16 protein-coding genes are annotated in these 20,468 nt (G+C 52.0%); 6 read left to right on the plus strand and 10 right to left on the minus strand.

The features are described from left to right. Positions 1 to 129: 129 nt before the first annotated feature. Positions 130 to 1,572 carry an ATP-binding protein gene (locus AB1L42_RS18190; protein WP_367059255.1) on the minus strand — a complete coding sequence of 481 codons (1,443 nt, stop codon included), beginning with the start codon at positions 1,570 to 1,572 and terminating at the stop codon, positions 130 to 132. Between the two features lie 582 nt (positions 1,573 to 2,154). On the opposite strand from AB1L42_RS18190, the gene AB1L42_RS18195 reads away from it, so the two are divergent. Further along, positions 2,155 to 3,054 (plus strand): DUF58 domain-containing protein, encoded by a 900-nt coding sequence (locus AB1L42_RS18195; protein WP_367059258.1) that lies wholly within the window; start codon positions 2,155 to 2,157, stop codon positions 3,052 to 3,054. 26 nt (positions 3,055 to 3,080) lie between these two features. Here AB1L42_RS18195 and AB1L42_RS18200 read toward each other — a convergent pair whose 3' ends face one another. Beyond that, the gene (locus tag AB1L42_RS18200) at positions 3,081 to 4,289 is read right to left on the minus strand and encodes a HEAT repeat domain-containing protein (RefSeq protein ID WP_367059261.1); all 1,209 of its coding nucleotides are present in this window, start codon (positions 4,287 to 4,289) and stop codon (positions 3,081 to 3,083) included. 92 nt (positions 4,290 to 4,381) lie between these two features. Beyond that, positions 4,382 to 6,529 (minus strand): alpha-glucan family phosphorylase, encoded by a 2,148-nt coding sequence (glgP, locus tag AB1L42_RS18205; protein WP_367059264.1) that lies wholly within the window; start codon positions 6,527 to 6,529, stop codon positions 4,382 to 4,384. 467 nt (positions 6,530 to 6,996) lie between these two features. Here glgP and AB1L42_RS18210 point away from each other — a divergent pair, with 467 nt between their 5' ends. After that, the gene (locus AB1L42_RS18210; RefSeq protein ID WP_367059267.1) at positions 6,997 to 8,232 is read left to right on the plus strand and encodes an ABC transporter permease; all 1,236 of its coding nucleotides are present in this window, start codon (positions 6,997 to 6,999) and stop codon (positions 8,230 to 8,232) included. Positions 8,233 to 8,302: 70 nt separating this feature from the next. After that, on the plus strand, positions 8,303 to 8,974 hold the full coding sequence (locus AB1L42_RS18215) for an ABC transporter ATP-binding protein (RefSeq protein ID WP_367059270.1): 672 nt from the start codon (positions 8,303 to 8,305) through the stop codon (positions 8,972 to 8,974). A 52-nt stretch (positions 8,975 to 9,026) separates the two neighbouring features. Here the strand turns inward: AB1L42_RS18215 and AB1L42_RS18220 are convergent, their stop codons facing one another. The 6 genes from AB1L42_RS18220 to AB1L42_RS18245 form a co-directional block, all read right to left on the minus strand. Next, positions 9,027 to 10,538: a sulfatase-like hydrolase/transferase gene (locus AB1L42_RS18220; protein WP_367059273.1), complete on the minus strand. Its 1,512-nt coding sequence runs from the start codon at positions 10,536 to 10,538 to the stop codon at positions 9,027 to 9,029. Between the two features lie 137 nt (positions 10,539 to 10,675). Then, complete coding sequence (locus AB1L42_RS18225) at positions 10,676 to 11,491, minus strand: hypothetical protein (RefSeq protein WP_367059276.1); 816 nt, start codon at positions 11,489 to 11,491, stop codon at positions 10,676 to 10,678. A gap of 140 nt (positions 11,492 to 11,631) precedes the next feature. Beyond that, entirely contained in the window at positions 11,632 to 12,798 is a 1,167-nt protein-coding gene (locus AB1L42_RS18230) for a hypothetical protein (protein WP_367059279.1), read from the minus strand. Between the two features lie 5 nt (positions 12,799 to 12,803). Continuing rightward, positions 12,804 to 13,247 (minus strand): A24 family peptidase, encoded by a 444-nt coding sequence (locus tag AB1L42_RS18235; RefSeq protein ID WP_367059282.1) that lies wholly within the window; start codon positions 13,245 to 13,247, stop codon positions 12,804 to 12,806. Positions 13,248 to 13,543: 296 nt separating this feature from the next. Beyond that, positions 13,544 to 14,143, minus strand: a complete 600-nt coding sequence (locus AB1L42_RS18240) for a TadE family protein (RefSeq protein WP_367059285.1) — start codon at positions 14,141 to 14,143, stop codon at positions 13,544 to 13,546. Between the two features lie 50 nt (positions 14,144 to 14,193). Continuing rightward, positions 14,194 to 14,394 (minus strand): hypothetical protein, encoded by a 201-nt coding sequence (locus tag AB1L42_RS18245; RefSeq protein ID WP_367059288.1) that lies wholly within the window; start codon positions 14,392 to 14,394, stop codon positions 14,194 to 14,196. Between the two features lie 673 nt (positions 14,395 to 15,067). Here AB1L42_RS18245 and AB1L42_RS18250 point away from each other — a divergent pair. The 3 genes from AB1L42_RS18250 (at position 15,068) to AB1L42_RS18260 (ending at position 18,916) form a co-directional block, all read left to right on the plus strand. After that, positions 15,068 to 15,538, plus strand: a complete 471-nt coding sequence (locus AB1L42_RS18250; RefSeq protein WP_367059291.1) for a hypothetical protein — start codon at positions 15,068 to 15,070, stop codon at positions 15,536 to 15,538. A gap of 304 nt (positions 15,539 to 15,842) precedes the next feature. Next, positions 15,843 to 16,922, plus strand: coding sequence for a 3-phosphoserine/phosphohydroxythreonine transaminase (gene serC, locus AB1L42_RS18255; RefSeq protein ID WP_367059294.1), 1,080 nt, complete (start codon positions 15,843 to 15,845; stop codon positions 16,920 to 16,922). Between the two features lie 1,334 nt (positions 16,923 to 18,256). Further along, positions 18,257 to 18,916 (plus strand): PEP-CTERM sorting domain-containing protein, encoded by a 660-nt coding sequence (locus AB1L42_RS18260; protein WP_367059297.1) that lies wholly within the window; start codon positions 18,257 to 18,259, stop codon positions 18,914 to 18,916. A 450-nt stretch (positions 18,917 to 19,366) separates the two neighbouring features. Here the strand turns inward: AB1L42_RS18260 and mutM are convergent, their stop codons facing one another. After that, entirely contained in the window at positions 19,367 to 20,209 is an 843-nt protein-coding gene (mutM, locus tag AB1L42_RS18265; protein WP_367059301.1) for a bifunctional DNA-formamidopyrimidine glycosylase/DNA-(apurinic or apyrimidinic site) lyase, read from the minus strand. Positions 20,210 to 20,468 lie beyond the last annotated feature (259 nt).

The raw sequence follows: 20,468 nt of genomic DNA on the forward strand, positions 1-20,468 counted from the left end.
TTAGTTTGGGCTGGGGTGAGACTCGGTTGCACGAGAACTGTCCTGATGGGGAGTGATCGATCGCGCAACCTTAGCCCGCAAATGATTGATGCCGAAAAGCAACGAATCGGAAATGGCGACTCAAGACGATCAGTTGACCGTTTCGATCAATTGTGACGATTGTTCGGACACGGGAAGCATGACTCGGATGAGTGTCCCACGACCGGTCTCGCTCTCGACTTCGATTTCGCCCCCGAAGACACCCATGCAATGTTTCACAATCGCCAGCCCGAGTCCCGTTCCTCCCATCCCCCGAGAACGCGCTTTGTCGACACGGTAGAAGCGTTCAAAAATTCGGGATTGATGCTCCTGAGGAATTCCGATTCCGTTGTCTTCCACCTCAACGATGGCTCTTCCGTCGTGGCAGAACCCGCGGACGGTCACTGTCCCCTGATCTGCTGTGTAATTGAGAGCATTGTTGATGAGATTGTCGAAAACGGTGCGAAGTCCTTCTCGATCTGCGACGACTGGGATTTCATCCGCAGGAGGATCGTATGTCAGACTGACGTTTCGAGAACGAGCGACAGCCTGGCGAGCGTCGACACAGCTTTCGAGAACTTCGGAGAGTGAAATCGTCTGCAACTGAAAAGCATCCGCCTGGGATTCGATTCTCGCCAGACGCAGCATGTCGTGAATGAGCGTTTGAAGTCGGCCCGCTTGCTCAAGAATCCGGTCCACGAACATCCGACTGTTTTCGACGTCTTCCAGACCGCCTTCGATTAGGGTGTCGGCGTATGCCTGAATTGCTGTGAGTGGTGTTTTCAACTCGTGGGAGACATTGGAGACGAATTCGCGACGCATTTTTTCGAGACGGCGAAGCTCCGTAACATCGTGGAGCACGATGAGAAGTCCCTGGCCGTCGTTGACTTCGATCGGAACAGCACTGATTCCGATGATGCTTTTCGTGCGAGGGTGTTCGAATTCGTTGCGGACAATGCCTTCGCTTTCGAATGCAATCTCGATGGTCGATTGCAAATCGGCGTTGCGGACAACTTCCCACAGGTTTCGACCTTCGATTGCCTTCCAGTCGCGGTCAAGGAGCTTTCCTGCTGACGAGTTTCCAAACGCGACCTTTCCGTCACAATCGATGAGCAAAACTCCTTCCGACATCGCTTGGAGAATAGACTGGTATCTGGCATCGCTCTTGCCAAGTTGAGCGTTTTTCTGGTGGAGCGAATTCGTCAGCTCGATGACTTCATCACTCAACTTCTGAAAGAGTGAAACTGTGGGCGATAGTGAGCCTGCGTTGAGGCTGGCCTGTGAAGCGGATGACTTGATCGAGTCTGTCGAAGTTGAGTTAGCCTGAAGGTTTCGCAGACCTTGTGAAAGTCGGCGGAATTCGGTTTCGAGTTCTTGTTGTTGTTTGCGTTCTGTTCGAACGAGGAGCCAGGCGGACAACGTGGACAACAGAATTGCTGTGGCAATCGTACCAATGGCAATTACGGAAGAGGCCAGCGCAGCGACGATCATCACTCCTACAGCAGGAAGAGCGACGAAAAGGAATACGCGCAGAATGTCGGACATTTTTTGCATCTCGATCCTTCTCCGCAAACAATACCAGCCACGGCATTCTTGCGTGGCACTCGCCTGAAGTCATGTCTTGCGTTGAAAGCTGTTTGATTTTGCAAATCGCTTTCAACACGTCCTTGAAATGCTCTCAAGCAGGTTGCTCATGCCAGTGCACTCGCTTGCGCGGTCTCACTCACAAAAAGCTGAGTATGCCATCGCGAGTCAGTGCAAACCAATTTGAAAACATTCAAAGAGTCAACAGTTGATCAATTCACGTCATCAATCACTTGAAGGAATCATATCCCATCCATGAAACTGCTCTCAATCGATTTGCTCAAGTTTGTGTTACCAGACGACTGCAAAAATTCGTTGAAACCCCGGTGAAGAAAACGTTTAGAGCAAGTTGCTCTTTCCTGTGCACTCGCTTGCACTGTTCCATGGTCAAATGGCTGGGCTTGCTCGTGCGAGATCGTGCGTACAAAATCAGAAAGTGCTCGAGTGAGCGTTGCTTTCGACTCCAAAGTTGCTCGAACTGCTGGTGAGACATCCCGTGAGAGTCTCCACTTCGATGAGTCAATCACCCGGAAAAAGAGATAAGAACACTCCATGTCATCTCAGCAAGTCAGTGACGATCCCAGTGCTCTCGCCAAGTTCGGACGGCTTGAAGTGGTGGCCAAACTCGTCGTCGAGGGGTTCATGATCGGCCAACACAAAAGCCCCTTCAAAGGCTCAAGTGTTGAGTTTATCGAGCATCGACAATACTACCCGGGAGACGAAGTTCGCCACATTGACTGGAGAGCATACGGAAAAACCGGAAAGTACTACATCAAAGAGTTTGAGGAGGAAACGAACCTCCGCTCATACGTGATCATGGACTGTTCTGGAAGCATGGGGTACGGCTCGAGCACGATTTCGAAGTTCGCCTACGGAACTCAACTCGCAGCATGTTTTACGTATTTGCTGCATCGGCAACGCGACGCTGTGGGCCTGACGACTTTCGACACCAAGATCCGCGATCGGATTGAACCGTCGACAAGTCCAAAAATCGTGCAGCACATCAATCAGCTTCTTGAATCGAGTAAAACCGGGAGCGAAACGAGCCTCTCTGCGGTGTTTGAGAAGTTGATTCCGACTCTTAAGCGGCGGAGTATCGTGATTCTGATCAGCGACTTCTTCGATGATCTCAAAGCATTGCGGACAGCTTTGAGTTCCTTTCAAAGACATCATCATGAAGTGCTTCTGTTTCAGATTCTGGCTCCCGAAGAGCGGGACTTCCCGTTCAGTAAGCCGACGCAGTTCCGCAACCTGGAAGACGTGCAAGACAAGCTGCTGGTCGACCCCCACCGATTGCGAACCATTTACATGGAACAGTTCGAGAAGTTTGAACAGGAACTGACCGATCTGAGCGCCCACACCGGATTTGATCTGCTGACGCTGACGACATCGGACCCGTATCACAAGGCTCTGGGCGCATATCTTTCGTCACGATCACGTCGCACACGGTAAGTCGTTTTTCAATTCGTGCCAAAAAATCAGGGCGACTCAAATTCAGGACTCAGATCGTCAGCCGATTCGGATTCCAACATCTCCAGTCTCTGCAAGATCCTTCGGGCTGCAGACTGAGACTGAGCAGGGAGGCTGGGAGAGTCGAGAAGGTCTCTGAGAAGATGTTGCTTTCCGCGGAGTGCATCAAAGTTGTCAAGCAGAGCTTCGTAGGCTGTGAGTCGAATACGGCGATTTTCGTTTCCCAATTCGACAGTTAGCACGCCGATGGCTTTTTCATTGCCGGATTGTTTTTGAAGCAATGCTTCTGCGGCCAAGACTCGGGTAAGTGGGTTCTCGGACGTGAACTGCTGTTCGAGAATTTCAATCAGAACCGGAGATGATCGAATCCTGCCGATGGCTCGGATAGCAAGCTTCTGAACTTCCGGATCGGGATCATCGATCAACTGATCGAGAGCCGAAATGCTCGCTCCACCGATGTTGCCCATCGCATCTGCAGCAGCTTCGCGAACTTCGCCAGCTTCATCGAAGAGAATGATGTCGACGAGAATGGAAATAGCGATTTCCGACTGCGGCCCGATCTCTCCAATGGTGGTCACAGCTGCCAGACGCAGAGGAGACCACGAAGAACGTGTCGCTTGAATCAAATCCGGCAAGGCCACAGCGGCGTCCGGTCCGAGGTACCAGAGAGCTTCCGATGCAGCCATTCGAAGTTGTTTGCCGGATGTTGAATCTGTGTCCGGTTGGGATCGTAAGACTCTGAGGAGAGTCGGGATTGCCTGCGGATGTTGACGTCCGACGCGTCCCAGCGTGTCCATCGCGTTGACGCGCACCTGAAAAGGCATTGCCTCGTTTAATACGATCGCGGCGATTGTTGGAGTCGCTTCTTCGGCGACGGTTTCAAACAAAGAGAGTGCCTTAAGCGCCCACAAGCGAGTTCCTAACTCGTTCTTTCCGGGATTCTCAACAAGCTGAATCAAATTGGGAACGACGCCTGCAGCCGGTTCACCCACGCGAGCGAGTGTCTGCGCAGCCATTCTGCGACTCGACTCCGGAGCTTCATCGTCGGTGACGATCGCATGCATTCCGCGGACGTACCGTTGATCGGCAAGCGTCGAGAAGTCGAGTGACTTCATGACATCATGCCATTCCTCGAGCGTCAGATGTCCGTACGTCTTTTCAGTGGGCTGTTGCGACGCTTCAACTCTTCCCGCAGACGGTGCGAAGAGGAAACTCATGCCAATACTAAGGCACAAAAAGTTGGCGACACATTTGCGACTGACTTGGTGCATCCGTTTCGACGTTCGGAGTTTCCACGTGGATTGCTCTATTACGGGATGATTCTCATGTCGCATGACTCGCTGCCAGCTGCCGGAAGGTATGCACTCTTGACGTAATCCATCACCATTCGGTCCGCGTTAAACCGCCAGCCCAACGTTCTGACAGCTCGCTTCATTTTGTTTATCCACTTCAACGGCAGATCGTCGTCGTTCCGCGTGTAATAGAGAGGGATGACTTCTTCCCTCAAGGTTTTCATCAGGAAGTCAGCATCTCGCTGGTCCTGAATCTCCTGATTCGCGTGAATCTGACCATCGCCGATGGCGAATCCGTTCAAGCCATCATACGCTTCAGCCCACCAGCCATCCAGAACGGAAAGATTGAGACCTCCATTCAAAACGACTTTCTGACCGCTCGTTCCGGACGCTTCGTAAGGGCGGCGAGGATTGTTCAACCAGACATCGACTCCCTGAACCAGACGTCGGCCAAGTTTCATGTCGTAGTCTTCGAGAAAGACGACTCGTCCCCGGAAGCGTTTCTCCTGAGTCATTTTGAAGATGCGCTGCATGATCTGTTTTCCCTGTTCATCGGCAGGGTGTGCTTTCCCGGCGAAGATGAATTGAACGGGACGATCATCATCGCAAACGAGTTGTTCGAACAACTCAAGGTCTCGCAGCACGAGATCGGCCCGTTTGTACGGGGCGAATCGACGCGCGAAACCGATGAGCAAGTGTTGCGGGTCGAGTGTCGACTGAGTCGCTTGAATTTGTTCGTCGCTTAGACCATTTCTTTTGGCTTGAACAAGCAGTCGATGGCGTGCGAAAAGGATCAGGCGATTCTTCAGCGACTGATGAGTTTCCCAAAGTTCGGTCGGACGAACTTTGTCAAACTTTGAGAAGACAATCGGATCACCGCTTCGTCGGGACCAGTTCTCAGGGAGAACTCGATCGTAGAATACTCGCATCGGCTGCGCGAGCCAGGTCGAGACGTGAACGCCGTTAGTGATATGACCAACGGGAACTTCTTCTTCGCTCCGCCACGGCCACAGGCTTTGCCACATTCGTCGACTGACGATGCCATGTAGATTGGAAACTCCGTTCGCTCTCCGCGCAGTTTTGAAAGCGAGGACTGTCATACAGAACGATTCGGAATGGTTCTGCGGATCGACTCTGCCCAGTGCCAGCAGATCGTTGTACTCGAGGCCGAGTGAATCGCGAATCGGCCCGAGATGTTCTTCTACGAGTTCCCCATCGAATCGGTCATGGCCAGCTGGAACGGGCGTGTGTGTTGTGAAGACTCCCGATGCTTGTGTTTCGCGATGAGCGTCGTGGAACGAGAGACCATCGTTAACCATGCGTGAGCGAATGATCTCAAGCCCAGCGAACGCTGAGTGACCTTCATTCATGTGAATGACGCGAGGGAGGATGCCCACCGCGTTGAGAGCTCGAACTCCGCCGATTCCAAGCAACAGCTCCTGGCGAATTCGCATGCGATGATCACCGCCATAAAGGCGGGAAGTCAGCTTGCGATCTTCGTCGTTGTTTTCGTCGATGTTCGTATCGAGCAGATAGAGAGGGATGCGGCCGACATCCATCTGCCAGACTTTGGCATGAATGACGCCGGTGCGCGTTTCGAGTTGAATGCGAAGTTCCGAACCATCCGGGTTGGAGACTTCATTCATCGGCAAGTCGGCAGGGTCGGCATGGATGTACTCTTCGCTTTGCCAGCCATCTTCTTTCACGACCTGTTTGAAATATCCCTCATTGTAAAACAGTCCGACTGCCACGAGAGGAATTCCGAGGTCTGAAGCACTCTTCAAGTGGTCACCGGCCAAAACTCCCAAACCACCGGAATAGATTCGGAACGATTCGTGAAGCCCAAATTCAGCTGAGAAGTAGGCGACCGGGCGAAATCCCAAAACGCCAGCATGAATGTCGCCCCAGGTGCTCGTCGAGGACATGTAGTCCTGCCAGTCTCGATAAGCAGCATTCACTCGCGAGTGCAGCATCTCTTCGCGGGCGCGTTCTTCGAGTCTCTCTGGCGGATACTCGCGAAGGAGAAGAATGGGGTTGTGAGAAAGTTCGCTCCAGCGAACTGGGTCGATTTCTCGAAAGATGGCGGTCACGTCAGGCTGCCAGCTCCACCACAAGTTCCCGGCCAGTTCACTGAGTTTGTCGTGGATATCTTTTTTGGGGGACATGACTCACACTTTCTCGATCAATCCAATGTGTAGACCACTCGAAATGCGCCATTCGAGGTGATGCATCATAAACAGTTTTCTGGAAAAGTAATCTGACTCGCTGACTTTGCATGTTCGCGATTAAGAAATTCTGAAGGTGTTCTGTATTCTTGTGGTTCTCCATGCACGACATGTCCGCGGAATTCGACTGGCTTGATTTCCTTGTTCGCACTTTTCGCTTCAATACGTCACAATTTTGAATCAACCCATGCTTATCAAGTGAACGTTGAAGCGTCGAAACGGTTGATGTGAATGCTTCAAACATTCATCGAGATTCAGATTGTATGTGACATCACGATCCGCTGATTATTGTTGAGCAGAACGAGAGAAAACGTTTAGAGATGGGGCAGTGATGTCCACGAAGTTAGACAAGTGAGAACAGCCACGGCATGATTGGTTTTGCAATTCGAAATCTTGCGAGTCGACCCATGCGGACGCTGCTCTCTGTCTTAGGGCTGGCAGTCGCGATTGGCGGAATGGTCGGGCTGTTTTCAATCGCCGGCGGGTTGGACGCCATTGTTCGGCGGACTTTCGAGCAGATTCCAGGGCTTCTTGTTCAACAGGCGGGCGCTCCGATTCCGCTGTTCTCAAGCCTTCCGGCTCATTGGGCTGACGATCTGAAAGAATTGCCAGGAGTCAGGACCGTGGACTCTCAAGCTTACTTCCGTGTGAATCAACTGGACGGTGAAGTGATCATCAATCCTCCTCGACTCGCGGTGGGAGTGGATATTGCCTCGAATCTTCGACTTGAACGTGGAGCGTATCGAGAGAATATGCTTGATGGTCGCTTTCTCGATCTTACAGATGTTGGAAACAATCACTGCCTGATCAGTCGGGAAATCGCAGACCAGCTGGCCAAAGGTGTCGGTGAAAAGTTCTCGTTGAACGGGAGCGAGTTTGAGGTCGTTGGAATCTACTCCACCGGCTCGGTGCTCTTGGACGTCAACATTCTGATGAGTCTTGAAACCTGCCGCACGGTGGGACGCATCAGCCCGGACACGGTGGCCTGCTTTTATGTCGAGAGCAACGGAACGCAGACAGACGAAGAACTGAAACGCTCGATCGACGAGATACTGGCTGGGCGTTCTCTCGCAGAAGGAGGCAACTCCGGCGGGACGGGACTGGGCAATCTGTATCGCGCTCTCGAGCAAACACTCTCCGGTCAATCACAGAAGTCCGGCGAACCGGAATCGGGCAGCGAACAATCCCCGGTCGAGATTCGGACAGCCGACGACTGGGGGACCCGCGTTCGTGAATTCAGTCAAGACCTCAATTTGTTTCTGACGATCATGACAGCGATCGGTGTGTCGATCGCCACACTCAGTATCGTGAACACCATGATGATGAGTGTCTCCGAGCGAACAACAGAGTTTGGAGTCCTGAGAGCGAATGGCTGGTCACAGGCAAACATCGTCCAACTGATGACGATCGAAAGTGGATTGATCGGGTTGTTGGGAGGAGCTTTGGGAGCCTTCTGCGGTTGGCTCGGTACGTTGATCGTCAACGGTCTTTGGCCCGACCGGTTGCAATTGCATGCCGGGCTGGGGCTGCTCGTGTCGAGCATCGTGTTCAGCATCATCCTCGGGTTGATTGGTGGACTCTTCCCAGCTTGGTCAGCTGCGAAACTTTCTCCGATGCAGTCGATTCGAAGAGGAGGAGCCTGACAGTGAATCGATCGGTTCCAACAATCTTAATGATGAGACGGCAAACAAGTGCTCGAAGGAGTTCGCTCGTATGATTGCTCTGAGAGGGGTCAACAAGTCCTATGCAAGTGCAGCGACGACCGTTCATGTTCTGCATGATTTGGAACTGGAAATCCCGCACGGGGAATTTGCGTTCATCCTCGGACCATCGGGCAGCGGGAAGAGTACGCTTCTGTATTTGCTGGGAGGACTTGAACAAACGACGTCCGGCGAGATTTCGATCGACGGAAACTCATTGAGTGAAATGTCCTCTTCTGCGATGAATCAGCTGCGGCGGGATGAAATCGGTTTCATCTTTCAGAGTTTCAATCTCCTTCGCACCCTCGATTGCCTTGATAATGTTCTCGTGCCGTTTCTTCCGACCGGACAAGCTTACAAGTATCGTTCAGCAGCAAGGCAGTTACTGATCGACGTGGGCCTCGGCGATCGCATTCATCATCGCCCCAGTGAACTCTCCGGCGGCGAACAGCAACGTGTGGCGATTGCTCGCGCTCTTCTGAAGAAACCGAAGCTGATTCTTGCGGACGAGCCAACCGGAGAACTGGATTCTGAAACCGGCGAGCGAATCTTCTCGATGCTTCGTGACTTGAATCAGAATGAGGGAGTGACCGTCGTGACGGTGACTCATGACCACCGCTACCTGCGTGAGAATGATCGTATCTTCAGAATGGAAGACGGCAGACTTGTGAACTCTTCGAATTGAAGGGCTTTTCGAGCATTTTGGGGTTGGTGTGCACAGGAAATGGCAACCTGCTCTAAAACAGCTCTTCCACGAGTTCCTGCTGGGCGGGCGGAGCCAGAAACTCAGAGACGATGTTCGGATACTCTGCCGCGAGATCCTGAAGCTCTGCGGAATCATCTGGGAGATGGAACAATTTCATCTGATTCTCCCCGGGAAGTACGATGACTTTCCAAGGGCCTCGACGGGCAGCTTGTCCGCCATCCGAATTTCGCCAGTAGAAAAATCGTTGGTCTCCGATGCTCTGATTTCGAAGCGCTGGCAGCAGTGACTGTCCAGAAAGCTCGTTCGGTCGACGTCGCGCAGCTCCGATTTCAGCAACGGTGGGAAGCAAGTCGACGACGGAGCAGGGGGAGGAGTTTTGTGATCCGCGTGCGACATTTGTTCCCCAGAAGACAATCATCGGCGTTCGCAGATTTCCTTCGTTCAGCCCGCTGACTGTGGATGTCAATCTCCCGACGGACTCGTATTCGTGCTGCTCGGTCTCGCTGTTAGATGTGATTCCAGCGACGATCAGGCACGTCCTTCCGGAGAATCCAGTTTCGTTGAGCGAATCAACAATTTCGCCAATCGAGCAATTGTACTCGATGAGCATCTCTTCGCGGTCAAGTCCTGCGAGTGTCGGCAGTGCGATGTGAACAAACAGGGGGCGTGTCGATTTCTTTCGTTGATCAAAAAAAGCGATCGATTCGTCGGTCAGGATTTCGATTCCGTTGATCCTCGATTGCTGTTCAACTTCAACGTTTTTGTTCGAGACGATCTCCGCTCGTGTCAGCTGAGTGAAGAGTGCATCCGGAAACTCGGGGATCATGCTGTTTGCAGATGCGAATCCGGTCCACTGGTCAAACCCGGACTCCAAGGGATGTTGTTCAAACGGCCAGACACCGATTAAAGTTGTGTCGTACCCAGACTGCCAGATCGTCTCGGCGAGATTCATTTCATTTGAATACCCTGAGCTGTCGGCGGAAAATCGTCCGGCAAGTAGTTCTGAGCGCGACGCTGAGTAATTCTCGGAGGTGACATAGCAGTCGGTGAGCAGCATGCCACTGTTCCGAATCCCAGCCAGTCGCGGCATTCTCTCGACTTCTGAAAAGTGAAGCGTCGGCAGTGTGACGAGAACCAGATTCGGACTCTGCTGTGCCCGCCCGATTCGCACTTGTCGATTGGCATTGGCGATCGCGCGGCGGTTCGAGAGGCGGATATCTCGGAGATCCTGCTCAGCCTGTTGAAGTTGCTGAATCAAGCCGTCTCGAACATCTTCGTCCTCATAGACGGGACTTCCCTCGACGAGGCTCTTCAAGCTGTCGATGAAACCAGTTCCACTCTCATCAGCTTCTGGGGGAGTGTTTTCTTGTGCAGCAGCGACGGGATATGAGTCACCGAAAACTGTTGGTGCATCTTCCCTGTAAGAGACGTCGCTTTCGTTTTGAGCTGACTGCAGCGGCAACTTGGCTTGTGGATGATCAGAGAGTTCACCTCCGCATCCGAAGATCCAAAGTAGAGACCAGCAGTAGAACAAGCGGTTCATGAGTTGCTCGGAGTCAGTATGGGCGTTGCGGACATTTGAAGTCTGACAACACTATGTCGCCGAAGAAGTCGAGCCGTTGTGACTTGCCGGGAACGCAAGGAAATCGCCCTGTTCATTCCGAACAATCAGTTCGAAAGTCACTCACCGTAGAGAAGATCTTCGAGGTTGGGAATCTGGTCCGTATCAGGAAGCCAGTCCGTTTCAGTCAGTGGAGCAGGTGGATAAGTGGTGGCGTACATCTCCTCGTAAACTTCGTCAAAGACCTCGGTCGAGTAGGGATGGTTCCGATTTTCTCCAAGTCTTAAGCCAGTCTCGCGTTGCTCAAGAACGTTGACATAGTTGTACGGGCGAAAATAGTAATACCCGTGATGTTCCGGTCTGTATGGATAGTGCGGATACATGTCACCCGTCGTCCAGACTCGACACCACTTCAGTTTCCCATTGGCTTTTCGCTTGTGGATGCCGGGCATCGTGCAGCACTCGTGTCCACAGCAGCAACAACGATACGGAATGGCGAACCCGTCGCAGCAAGTGGCACCCGGAGCGTACGGAAGCTCGGAAGCTTCCATATGCGGTTCGGGGATCAATTCGTCACTCGAGTGTGTCGAAAACAGCTCTTCGGCGTCAATTTCGTGTCCCGATTCGAGCGGTGCAGAAGGAATAAGTGCCGGTGCTGGTGCGAGCGACGGAGCCGGTTCGAAGTCGTCATTCAGCTCTGGGCTGGGCGGAAGGGGAGCCAACTGCTCTCCAAACAACTCCGTGGAGATGAGACAGGCAAAGAGCATCAGGGGAATGCAATAGGTCGAACTGATTTGCATGGCAGGCCTGAACAGTCGTTGTTCGCGCGGAAGGTCGAGATTGGGAATTGTGTTCTCAAACTCTTTGTGCAATTCGTCGCGCAAATGGTCCGAGATCGCCGTATCAAAACCGCTAAAGATGTGATCGGCCGTCATGACTGGAAACGTGTGCTCTTCTGCTGAATGTCGAATGAGCGCTACGATTCGCACAATTCGCAGAGTCTTTCTGTTTGACCCAAGTTGCCACCCGTGCTGTTTCTATGGCATTCCCGAAATTCTTGAGAGATTGGTCCTGTTCAGTCTTGAGGCGAAGCGGAGAAGCTGGCGTGACAGAGTTCGACCGCGATGCAGTCCGCTCCAATTCGCCCCCGACGATCGGTTGTCGAAGCAGCGATCGAATTGAGAATCGACCAGTCAGCATCGAAACGCTTCCGGCCTGATTGCGAGGCTTCGGCAGGTAAATGCTCTTGAAGTCGAAGCATTTGATCTCGGAGAACAAGAGAACGAACGAGTTGAGGCAACGCGAGGTTCGGTTGAGAAACAGAATTCAGTGTCCCTGCAAATTGATCTTCCGAGAACTGGCAAGCTGCCGTGCAGAGGCGTTCGACCTCCGTGAGCCTCTCCGCATCGAGAGCGTTCTCCAGTTGAAGAGCATTGACCGAGAGTTGGGCTGAAGAAATCGCGTTGATGGCTCCAGATTGACGACCATTGAACGATGCTGATTGCCACGCGAGATATTTCGTCCAGGGGGCGATCTGCTCAGCCAGCGGCAGCTGACGGGATTTCGCTAATCTCGCTTCTGCTGAAGCGAGTTCAAACGGACTCGCCAACCCGAGATTCATTCTTTGACGGACTGTCGAGACCCAACGTTCCGCTTCGCCAATCTCGCGAAGGCGTGCAGCTTCGATGTGAGAAGAGTCTTCTGTCAGTTGAGCAATTTGAACGGCAGACTCGGCAAGCGCGAATCGGATTGCGCAGCTTTCCTGTTCAAAAACTGAAGGGCCGGACGAGCCGGAGGCCATGTTGAGACGTTTGGCGATTTGTTGAATCTGTGACTGATAGTGCTGCCAGATGATTTGCACTTCGCGTTTTGAGCACTTTCGATGGCTCAATCGGGCATCTCTCGCGAGCGACTGGTAAAAGAGAAAATCGCTGGCGGACATCAGTCCTCGTGAACACGCAGATAAGCTAGTTTGCTCAAGTCGATCCGGCAGATTGCCTGGCGACACACCGCTTCGCGTCAGCTTCGGAAATTGGGTTGGAAGCTGAGCGGAAGTTGGGTGATAAGCAGCTGTGCGAGACTGAGTTGCGAATCTGGATTGCGCGTGGCAGGTTGAGAGATTGCCACTCAACACGAACATTGCCAGAGAAGCGATGAATCCCCAGAGTTCCGGCCGCTGAATGAATTTTGGCGACGCTTTCAAAATTCGTCGACCGTCGGAATTCTGGAGGTGATGATTCATCCCGCTCACATCTTCGCAACGAGAATTAGCAGAAGAGCAACGCACACTGGCGGGGCGAACGCAACGGTGTGAGGTTCATTGTTGCGTGCAGGATTCGTGATTTTGCGAAGAAGACTCACGATCAGAAGAAAGAGCACGACTACTGCCGACATGACGATCACTGAGATGATTGTCTGAGCACCGAGCCACGTCCCGAGCCCGCCCATCAGTTTCACATCTCCGCCTCCACTGCCGCCGGTTGCGAAGAGGAGGAAGAAAACGCCGAAGCCAATGGCAAATCCCAGGAGTGACGATTGGAAACCGGCCCAACCGAACATCAGTGATTGACAGACAATGCCGAGCGGAATGGCGGGGAGCGTCAGCCAGTTCGGGATTCGTCTTTCCCGGAAGTCCCAGATCGTCGCGGTGATAACGATCGAGAGAGCCATGATCGTGAGGAACATCGTCATGAGGACTTCGCCTTGTCGGACGAGATACGGGAATTTGAGGATTGATCGGATGCCGAGTCGGACTTCGAACGACGGCCTCTTATGAATCGAGCAGCGAGATGGGTTGCGAGAAGAATGACTGCCGAGACGCCCAGGAATCTAGGAAACCATTCAAAGAATCGCTGAAAGACCTCTTCCATGAATGCATTCCTTCCAAAGCAAAAAAAGTTCGCGACGGTTCTATTCTCCCGAGTCACGCTCGATTTCGGTCACACTCGCTCAAACCGACGGAATTGGATCAAGTGGTTTGCGTGAGATCACTCAAGGCGTCCACGAGTTGTCATTTGAAAATGGCTGCCATCGAGATCAAATCCAACGGGAGCTAACCAGTTGGGAACAGGTCCACATGGCTTGATCGCATCTGGGTTTCCAGTGAGGTGGAATCCAAGTGTGACGACGACTTCGTTTGCATCTGAAGGGGGAGGAGTTGTGCGTTCCGGGACAAATTCCGCATCTGCAGGACGAACTATGGGGGCCTGCTGATAGAACTCCACCACGATTGTTGCATTCGAGATTTCAGGATCGTCGGGAAAGCCGTTGGCCTCATCAGCGATCTCGAGGCAATGGATTCGCAAGTGTTCGTTAAACGTCGAGATCACTGTGTCGACGCGATCATTGGCCGCCCCGACCGAATCGAGAACGAGTTGGCTCGGTTGGGCCAAAGTTGCCTGTCGAGTTCCCTCGATGAGCGCCGACGTCGCTGCGAATTGAGCGAGAGAATAGAACCAGAAGGTGAGCACCGCGAGGAGCAGGATGAAAACCACCGGGACCGATACGATAAATTCAAGCGTTACCGATCCCGACCGCTGTGACGCGGAAGAGGTGGTCAGTTTCAGGCTTGAACGCCGGTTTCTCATAACAATTCGTGCAGGTTGCTCACGGAAGTTCCCAAATTCGGAAGGCTGCCTCAGCAGTTGATTGCTTCAATTGCATTTGCCAGGTCAATCAGTTCGTTGACGAGTGCCGTTCGGATGCATGCCAGCCCGACGAGCACACCAATTCCGACAATTGTGAGCAGGAGAACGTATTCGACAAAAATTGTCCCACGTCGAGACTGCTTTCGCTTTGGCCGAGCGATTGTATTTTTCAACGATGTCAGTTGTTTCATGGGTTGTTGATCCGAAATCGAATGCTTCGAACCACTTGCGTGTATCGAAAGCTTGGCAGAACTGTCTGAACAGGATCGTGCAAACCGCTCAGGTTCGACTGGAAGTCTTTGCGGAGTTGCCCAACCAAACTCAAGCTGCAATTCCCAATCCGATTCGTCAGTCGCTGCACAGAAGATCGATGAGAACTCTTCCACTGACTGTCGGGGAAGTGATTAGTGCGATTGGTTGTCAGCTGATCTGAGAATTTCCGGGATTCGCACGAAGCGCATCGGAATTGGTTCAAGTCGGCGATTGAACATTTCCCAGCAGGGTGAATGGCTTCCTTCGCTTAGTTGCGGCTGAGTTTTTCAACGCCCGAAGTACAAATTCCAATAAGTTTAAGAGGCAGCATTTTCGCTTGTTGAATGTTTCCGGTCGGACTCAAGTGTGAACCGGTGTTAACAACGGTTTCTTGTTGTACTTGCCAGTGAATGCTGATCGGCTGAAAGCCTTTCATTTTCTGAAACGGGCATTGATTCTGCGAAGTTGCGAATTCGATAAGGAAGAAAAGCCCGCACGTTTGGGAACTTACCGGTCAGAACTTCCTTCCTTTGGTGAACAGCTCGTTCGAACTGGATTTTTCTTTGAATGAGGATGAAGGTTTCTGGCTGATTGCCTGACTGAGTGAATTTCATGATGAGTCAACTGAGCATGTCCGATCGAAGAACTCCTGTCAGATCCGGAGCGGGTTTTGCGCTCACGTTCATCGTGGCGCTGTCACTTTGCGGATGTGCCAAGTCGCCAGAGGAATTGCTCATCGGACGCTGGTATTCGGGCGAAATGACGATTCGCTTTCGTTCGGACCGCTCAGTTGTCTGGAACAGTTCCGCTGGAATGGCCATCGGGCGCTATCAGTTCGCGGGTGAGACCCGGCTCTCAGGTACTTCGTCAGGGACGCCGAACCTTGTCCTCGATGTGGTTCGAAGAGGGGAGTCAGGGCGATATCAGTTTCAGGCGACCTTACTCGGAAAGGATCGGTTGCAGCTGAAAACCGTGAGCCAATCCGAGGGATCATCAAGTGGGCAATCGCGAACTGCGATGGTGCTGCGTCGTGCTTCTGACGATAAACTTGGGGGCGGAGTCGCTCAAGCAGCCAGATATTAGTCGCGGTTTGATGAGCTCTCTGAAATCAGGTCGTCAGGATCGCACGATCATCGAATTTCACCCGCGAACTCTGTCACGGAATTGATTGTCATCTCAGTCAATCGGTATGCATTCACGAAGATTGTGAGTTCGTCCGAATTTCTCACACACTGGACTCAAACTCCCCGAGGATTGAGTCCATGCCCCTCGATTCGTTACACCACAATCCCAGCGTCTGGAAAATCGATTGATTCTTCTCGACAATGCCGGGCGTGAACGAAAAACTCGTCCACGTACAGCCTTCAAATATTCAAATGAGTCCGAAATGTCAGAGCGAATTTTCAATTTCTCCGCCGGTCCTGCAGTTCTGCCTGTTGAAGTGCTCGAAGAAGCTCGCGAAAGCCTGTTGAACTTCAAGGGGACGGGCATCGGAATTATGGAGCACTCCCACCGTGGGAAAGCGTTTAGCGGAGTGCTCGCTCAGACCATCGCAGACTGCCGGAAAGTCGCCCAAATTCCGGATGATTACCAAGTTTTGTTCATGCAGGGAGGTGCATCCTCTCAGTTCTTCACAATCCCGATGAATCTTCTGTCGACGGATGATACAGCCGATTATCTGGTGACAGGATCCTGGTCGAAAAAGGCGGTCTCACAAGCGAAGAGATTCGGTTCCGCTCACAAAGCTGCTTCGAGCGAAGACCGCAATTTTTGCTATATCCCCACGGAAGTGAGCTACTCGGATGCTCCCAAGTACGTTCACATGACCTCGAATAACACCATCTTCGGGACCCAATTCGCGTCGGAACCGCAAGTTCCGAGCGGAGTTCCGCTGATTTGCGATGCCAGCAGCGACATCTTTTCGCGGCCGATCGACATTCGCAAATACGGAATGGTGTACGCCGGCGCTCAGAAGAATCTCGGACCTTCCGGCGTCACACTTGTGATTGTCCGAAACGATCTGGTTGAACAAGCCAACTCTGATATCCCGGAAATGCTTCAGTACCGGACCTTTGCAGAGAATGATTCGTGCTACAACACTCCGCCCACGTTTGGCATTTTCATCATGGGCCTCGTGTTCCAGTGGATCCTGAAAAACGGCGGGTTGGAAGAAATAGGGCGCAGCAACGAGAAGAAAGCTTCGATTCTTTACGACTATCTCAAGACGAGCGAACTCTTCAGTGCGACTGCAGATACTGACAGCCAATCGTTGATGAATGTCACATTTGTCACAGGCAACGAGTCAACCGACAAGAAGTTCATCGAAGCGGCCACCGCGGCTGGCTTTGACGGGCTCAAGGGACACCGAAGCGTCGGCGGGATGCGAGCGAGTATCTACAACGCATTCCCGGAGCAGGGCGTTGTTGAACTCGTCAAATTCATGAAAGACTTTGAAGCGAAAGCTTAGACGGTCCAGGGAGATTCGCATTCCTTTATTTTTGCGAATGTGAGGATCGCCCGGGCAAATGGCTCAAGATCGCACGGATGGCAGTGATCTGGTCAGTCGGGAAATAAGTACGAGGCGGAGCGGAATGATTTCCGTTGTCCGCCTTCTTTTATGCAGATGTCGGGCTTGCGGTTCACTGTCATTAATCTGCAGTGAACTTGACCTGCTTCGTGAAGATGTGAAATCGCACACCAGGGAAGCGGATTTCTCTTCCATTTCGTCATATGTGTGATTCATGATCGATCATTGCATGTTTGCAAATCCTTCTCGAAATCAGTCGCGCTGATCGACTTGATTACAAAAGACATCGACTCTGTTGCGCCGGTGCAACCGCTGGTGCGTAAGTCTCAATCTTGTGTAGACGTACATAACCCTTGATCTGCTGGGGGGTTGTGCAGTCCTGCCTCTCTTTGGCCCGAGAGTGCTCAAATCGTGGCACGACTTGTGCAACTCATCTGAGCATTGAAACGCCCAACAAAGCAAGAAGTCGTCGATGAGTCGCAACTCTAGGCGAGTTTAATGCGAGGTCGGTTCAAGGTCGAAAGACTGACTGAACAACATGCCTTAGGTCTCTCCCACAAATGCCTGAGTGATTGAAATGATGTGGTCGGTGCTTTCGGGAAAGTCTTTTTCTATGGATGGAGAAGAACATCACCCCTTTGAGAACGCTTGTTCGGCAAACGGATTCCGATCACCGCGTGACTAAGGAAAAGGCAAGCAGAATTTGAGCAATCTGGTCAATGTTTTCTGCAATCTCCCTTTTGAGCACCTCTTGAATGGTGCGACTGAACTTTTCGATTCGAACTCCAGCGATTCGGCAGACATCGCTGGTGAAGACTGAATCTGAGTCCTCGTCCGGACCGAATCCCTAATTGGGTCTTTTGGTCAACAGGTACGTACTAAGCGACTGCGCTCTCGGTACGCGCCGCTGATGAGGTTCAGGCATCAATCAAAAGTTTGAATATTAGTTCGGGTTGGATCGAAAACTCCGATTGTATCGATTGGTTAGCAGAAAACGCCCGGGATGTTGCCTCTGTTTAACAGAGTGATAAGGGATCTTAGCGCGTGTTAATCAGGTGAAATGTTTGGTTCAAAATTGTTGGTTTTACCGTTTTTTATGCCACAAAATCCCAATCGTTGCAATCCGGATAATCTGCAAAATCTGACCGAAAAGTTGTTGAGTGTTGTGGAGAGCGTCCTTTAAAAGAGTCGCGTGGCACAAGTAAGTCAAGCAGCTAAGTCAATACAGGTTTAGCTGCTAAGTCGAAACACAAGATTTAAGAATGGAGAAAGTTATGTTGCGTCGATACGGTTTTGCTGCACTGTTTGCAGCGCTTATCGGAGCTGGTTTTTGCAATCAGAGTGAAGCTGGATTCATCATCTTCACTGATCGTGCGGCATTTGATGCTGCGATTGCAGGTGGAATCACTACCGATAGCTTTGAAGACGGGTTTGCGACTGGTGACAGCGTGACTCGCGTTGGTTTCTCGATGAGCGAAACTGGCGGATTGACAAACTCGATCATGGCTTCCGATGCAGCAATGCTCGGATTCCTCGGACTTGGTGGTGCGAACACCGAAGGTGCACTGGCTGGAACATTCGCCGATGACGGCAACAGTGTTCTGACATTCAACTTTGACAGCCCAATCAATGCATTCGGCATTGATCTCACCAGCAACGTCGCAGGCTCAATCACCATCGGGGGCGATGTGGCTTCTTCAGTTGCTGTCGGAGCTGGAGGTTCTCAGTTCTTCGGTGTGATCAACACAACCGGAACTTTCGACGAGCTGACCGTTGGTTTCAACGGCGAAGCGAACATCGGATTCGATGATCTCGACTTCGGAAACGCAGACCTGAACACAGTTCCAGAACCTGGAACAATGGCTCTCTTCGCATTCGGAGCCCTCATGATGGCTGGTGGATACGTCTACCGACAGAAGGGATTCAACCTGTAAGCGTTGAATCGTCACCATCGACCGTGAAGAATTCGTTGATCGTGAGAGTGAGTGAGCTTCAACGGTCGTTGGCCTTCAAGAGTGAAAAGCCTGGTCGAGGAGAGACGTTTCGCAGCTTTTTCGACCTTTGGCGATGCAAAGAGTTTCTCCCCTCGAAACAACATTGCCACTACAAAGGTTTGCTTCGTTCAAAGTACTCATGACTGGTGTCAGGTGAATCCACGATCAACTCGTGACGCTTGACCGGACCGTTCAAGAGGTGCCGCGAACAGGCAACGTTTTTTCAGACGTAACATCGGACTCCTCGATCAGCCCTTCTGGTCGAGGAGTTCTTTGTTTAACGAAGAGATTCTCTGCGATAGGCAGGAATTTGGCACGTCAAAGAAGCTAGAGAATTCGGTCTTCGACCTGAGTTGAAGCCAGTTAGCGTGGGACATTTGACCAACCAGTTTAGCGACGCTGGCATCGACGGCAGTAGAACGTCGATCGTTGGGCTTGAACAATGCGGGTAATCGTCGTGCTTTGACAGTTCCGGCAGGTTTCTCCTTCGCGTGCGTAAACCTGGTGCTTGTTTTGATACCCGCCGTCTTTGTTCAGAGCATTGCGATAGGTGCCATCGTTGAGGGTTGAGCCTTCGTAAGCGATAGCTTCGTTGAGAATCCGATTCATTGCGGTGTGGATTTTCAAGAGACGCTGTTTTGAAAGTGTCGCACTGACCTTTTCGGGGTTCACCGACGCTTCGTGAAGGATCTCGCTTGCGTAGAGGTTTCCGATCCCGGCAACGAGTCGCTGGTCGAGCAGGGCGACTTTGATCGGGCGTTGAGTTGCTCTGAACTTCTGAGTGAATTCTGCTACGGAAATCTCGAGGGCATCCGTCCCTAACAAGTTCGAACCCAAGTCGTTTTCGAATTGCTCAGGTGTGTATAAGCGGACTGTTCCCAAGCCCCGGCGATCCCAGATGAACAGTGATCGTCGCTGGCGATTCTTTTCGAGATCAAACTGAAAACGAAGGTGTTCCACAGATGGAGGATCTTCCAGCAGCACGAGTCCAGTCATTCGTGGCTCGAAAACAATGCGGTGATCGGTGTCGAGATTGATCACAACGCGTTTGGCTTTTCTCCAAACTTTTAGGATTGTCGATCGCTGAACGGTTTGGGCGAACGAGTCGAGATCCGGAGAGAGAGTCATGGGTCTGCAAGAATTCGGGCATGCATCGAATTTTCGTATGCGAGTTCCGACAACCGCCTGCCGGATTCCTCGGACCATTGTTTCAACTTCGGGGAGTTCGGGCATGAAAGCGAAGAGAGGTATTGACTTGTAAGAAGGAGTGATTCGGTCGTTGTCGGTGCCGATGGAATACGTTCTCGTCGGAGATCCGGAAGAACTGTCAGAACCGGCACGGCCAAGAGAACTTATGAACTTTCTCTCAGTGTTGTAGCGACTGTTCTTATTCTTTTGCCATCCACGAGTGAGGTTTCTGAGATCATGAACATTTCAACGAAAGTTCTTGACGCCCAACCCGCGTCAGACGATCCTAGATCTGAGACTCCAG

Source organism: Thalassoglobus sp. JC818 (assembly GCF_040717535.1).
Lineage (GTDB): Bacteria > Planctomycetota > Planctomycetia > Planctomycetales > Planctomycetaceae > Thalassoglobus.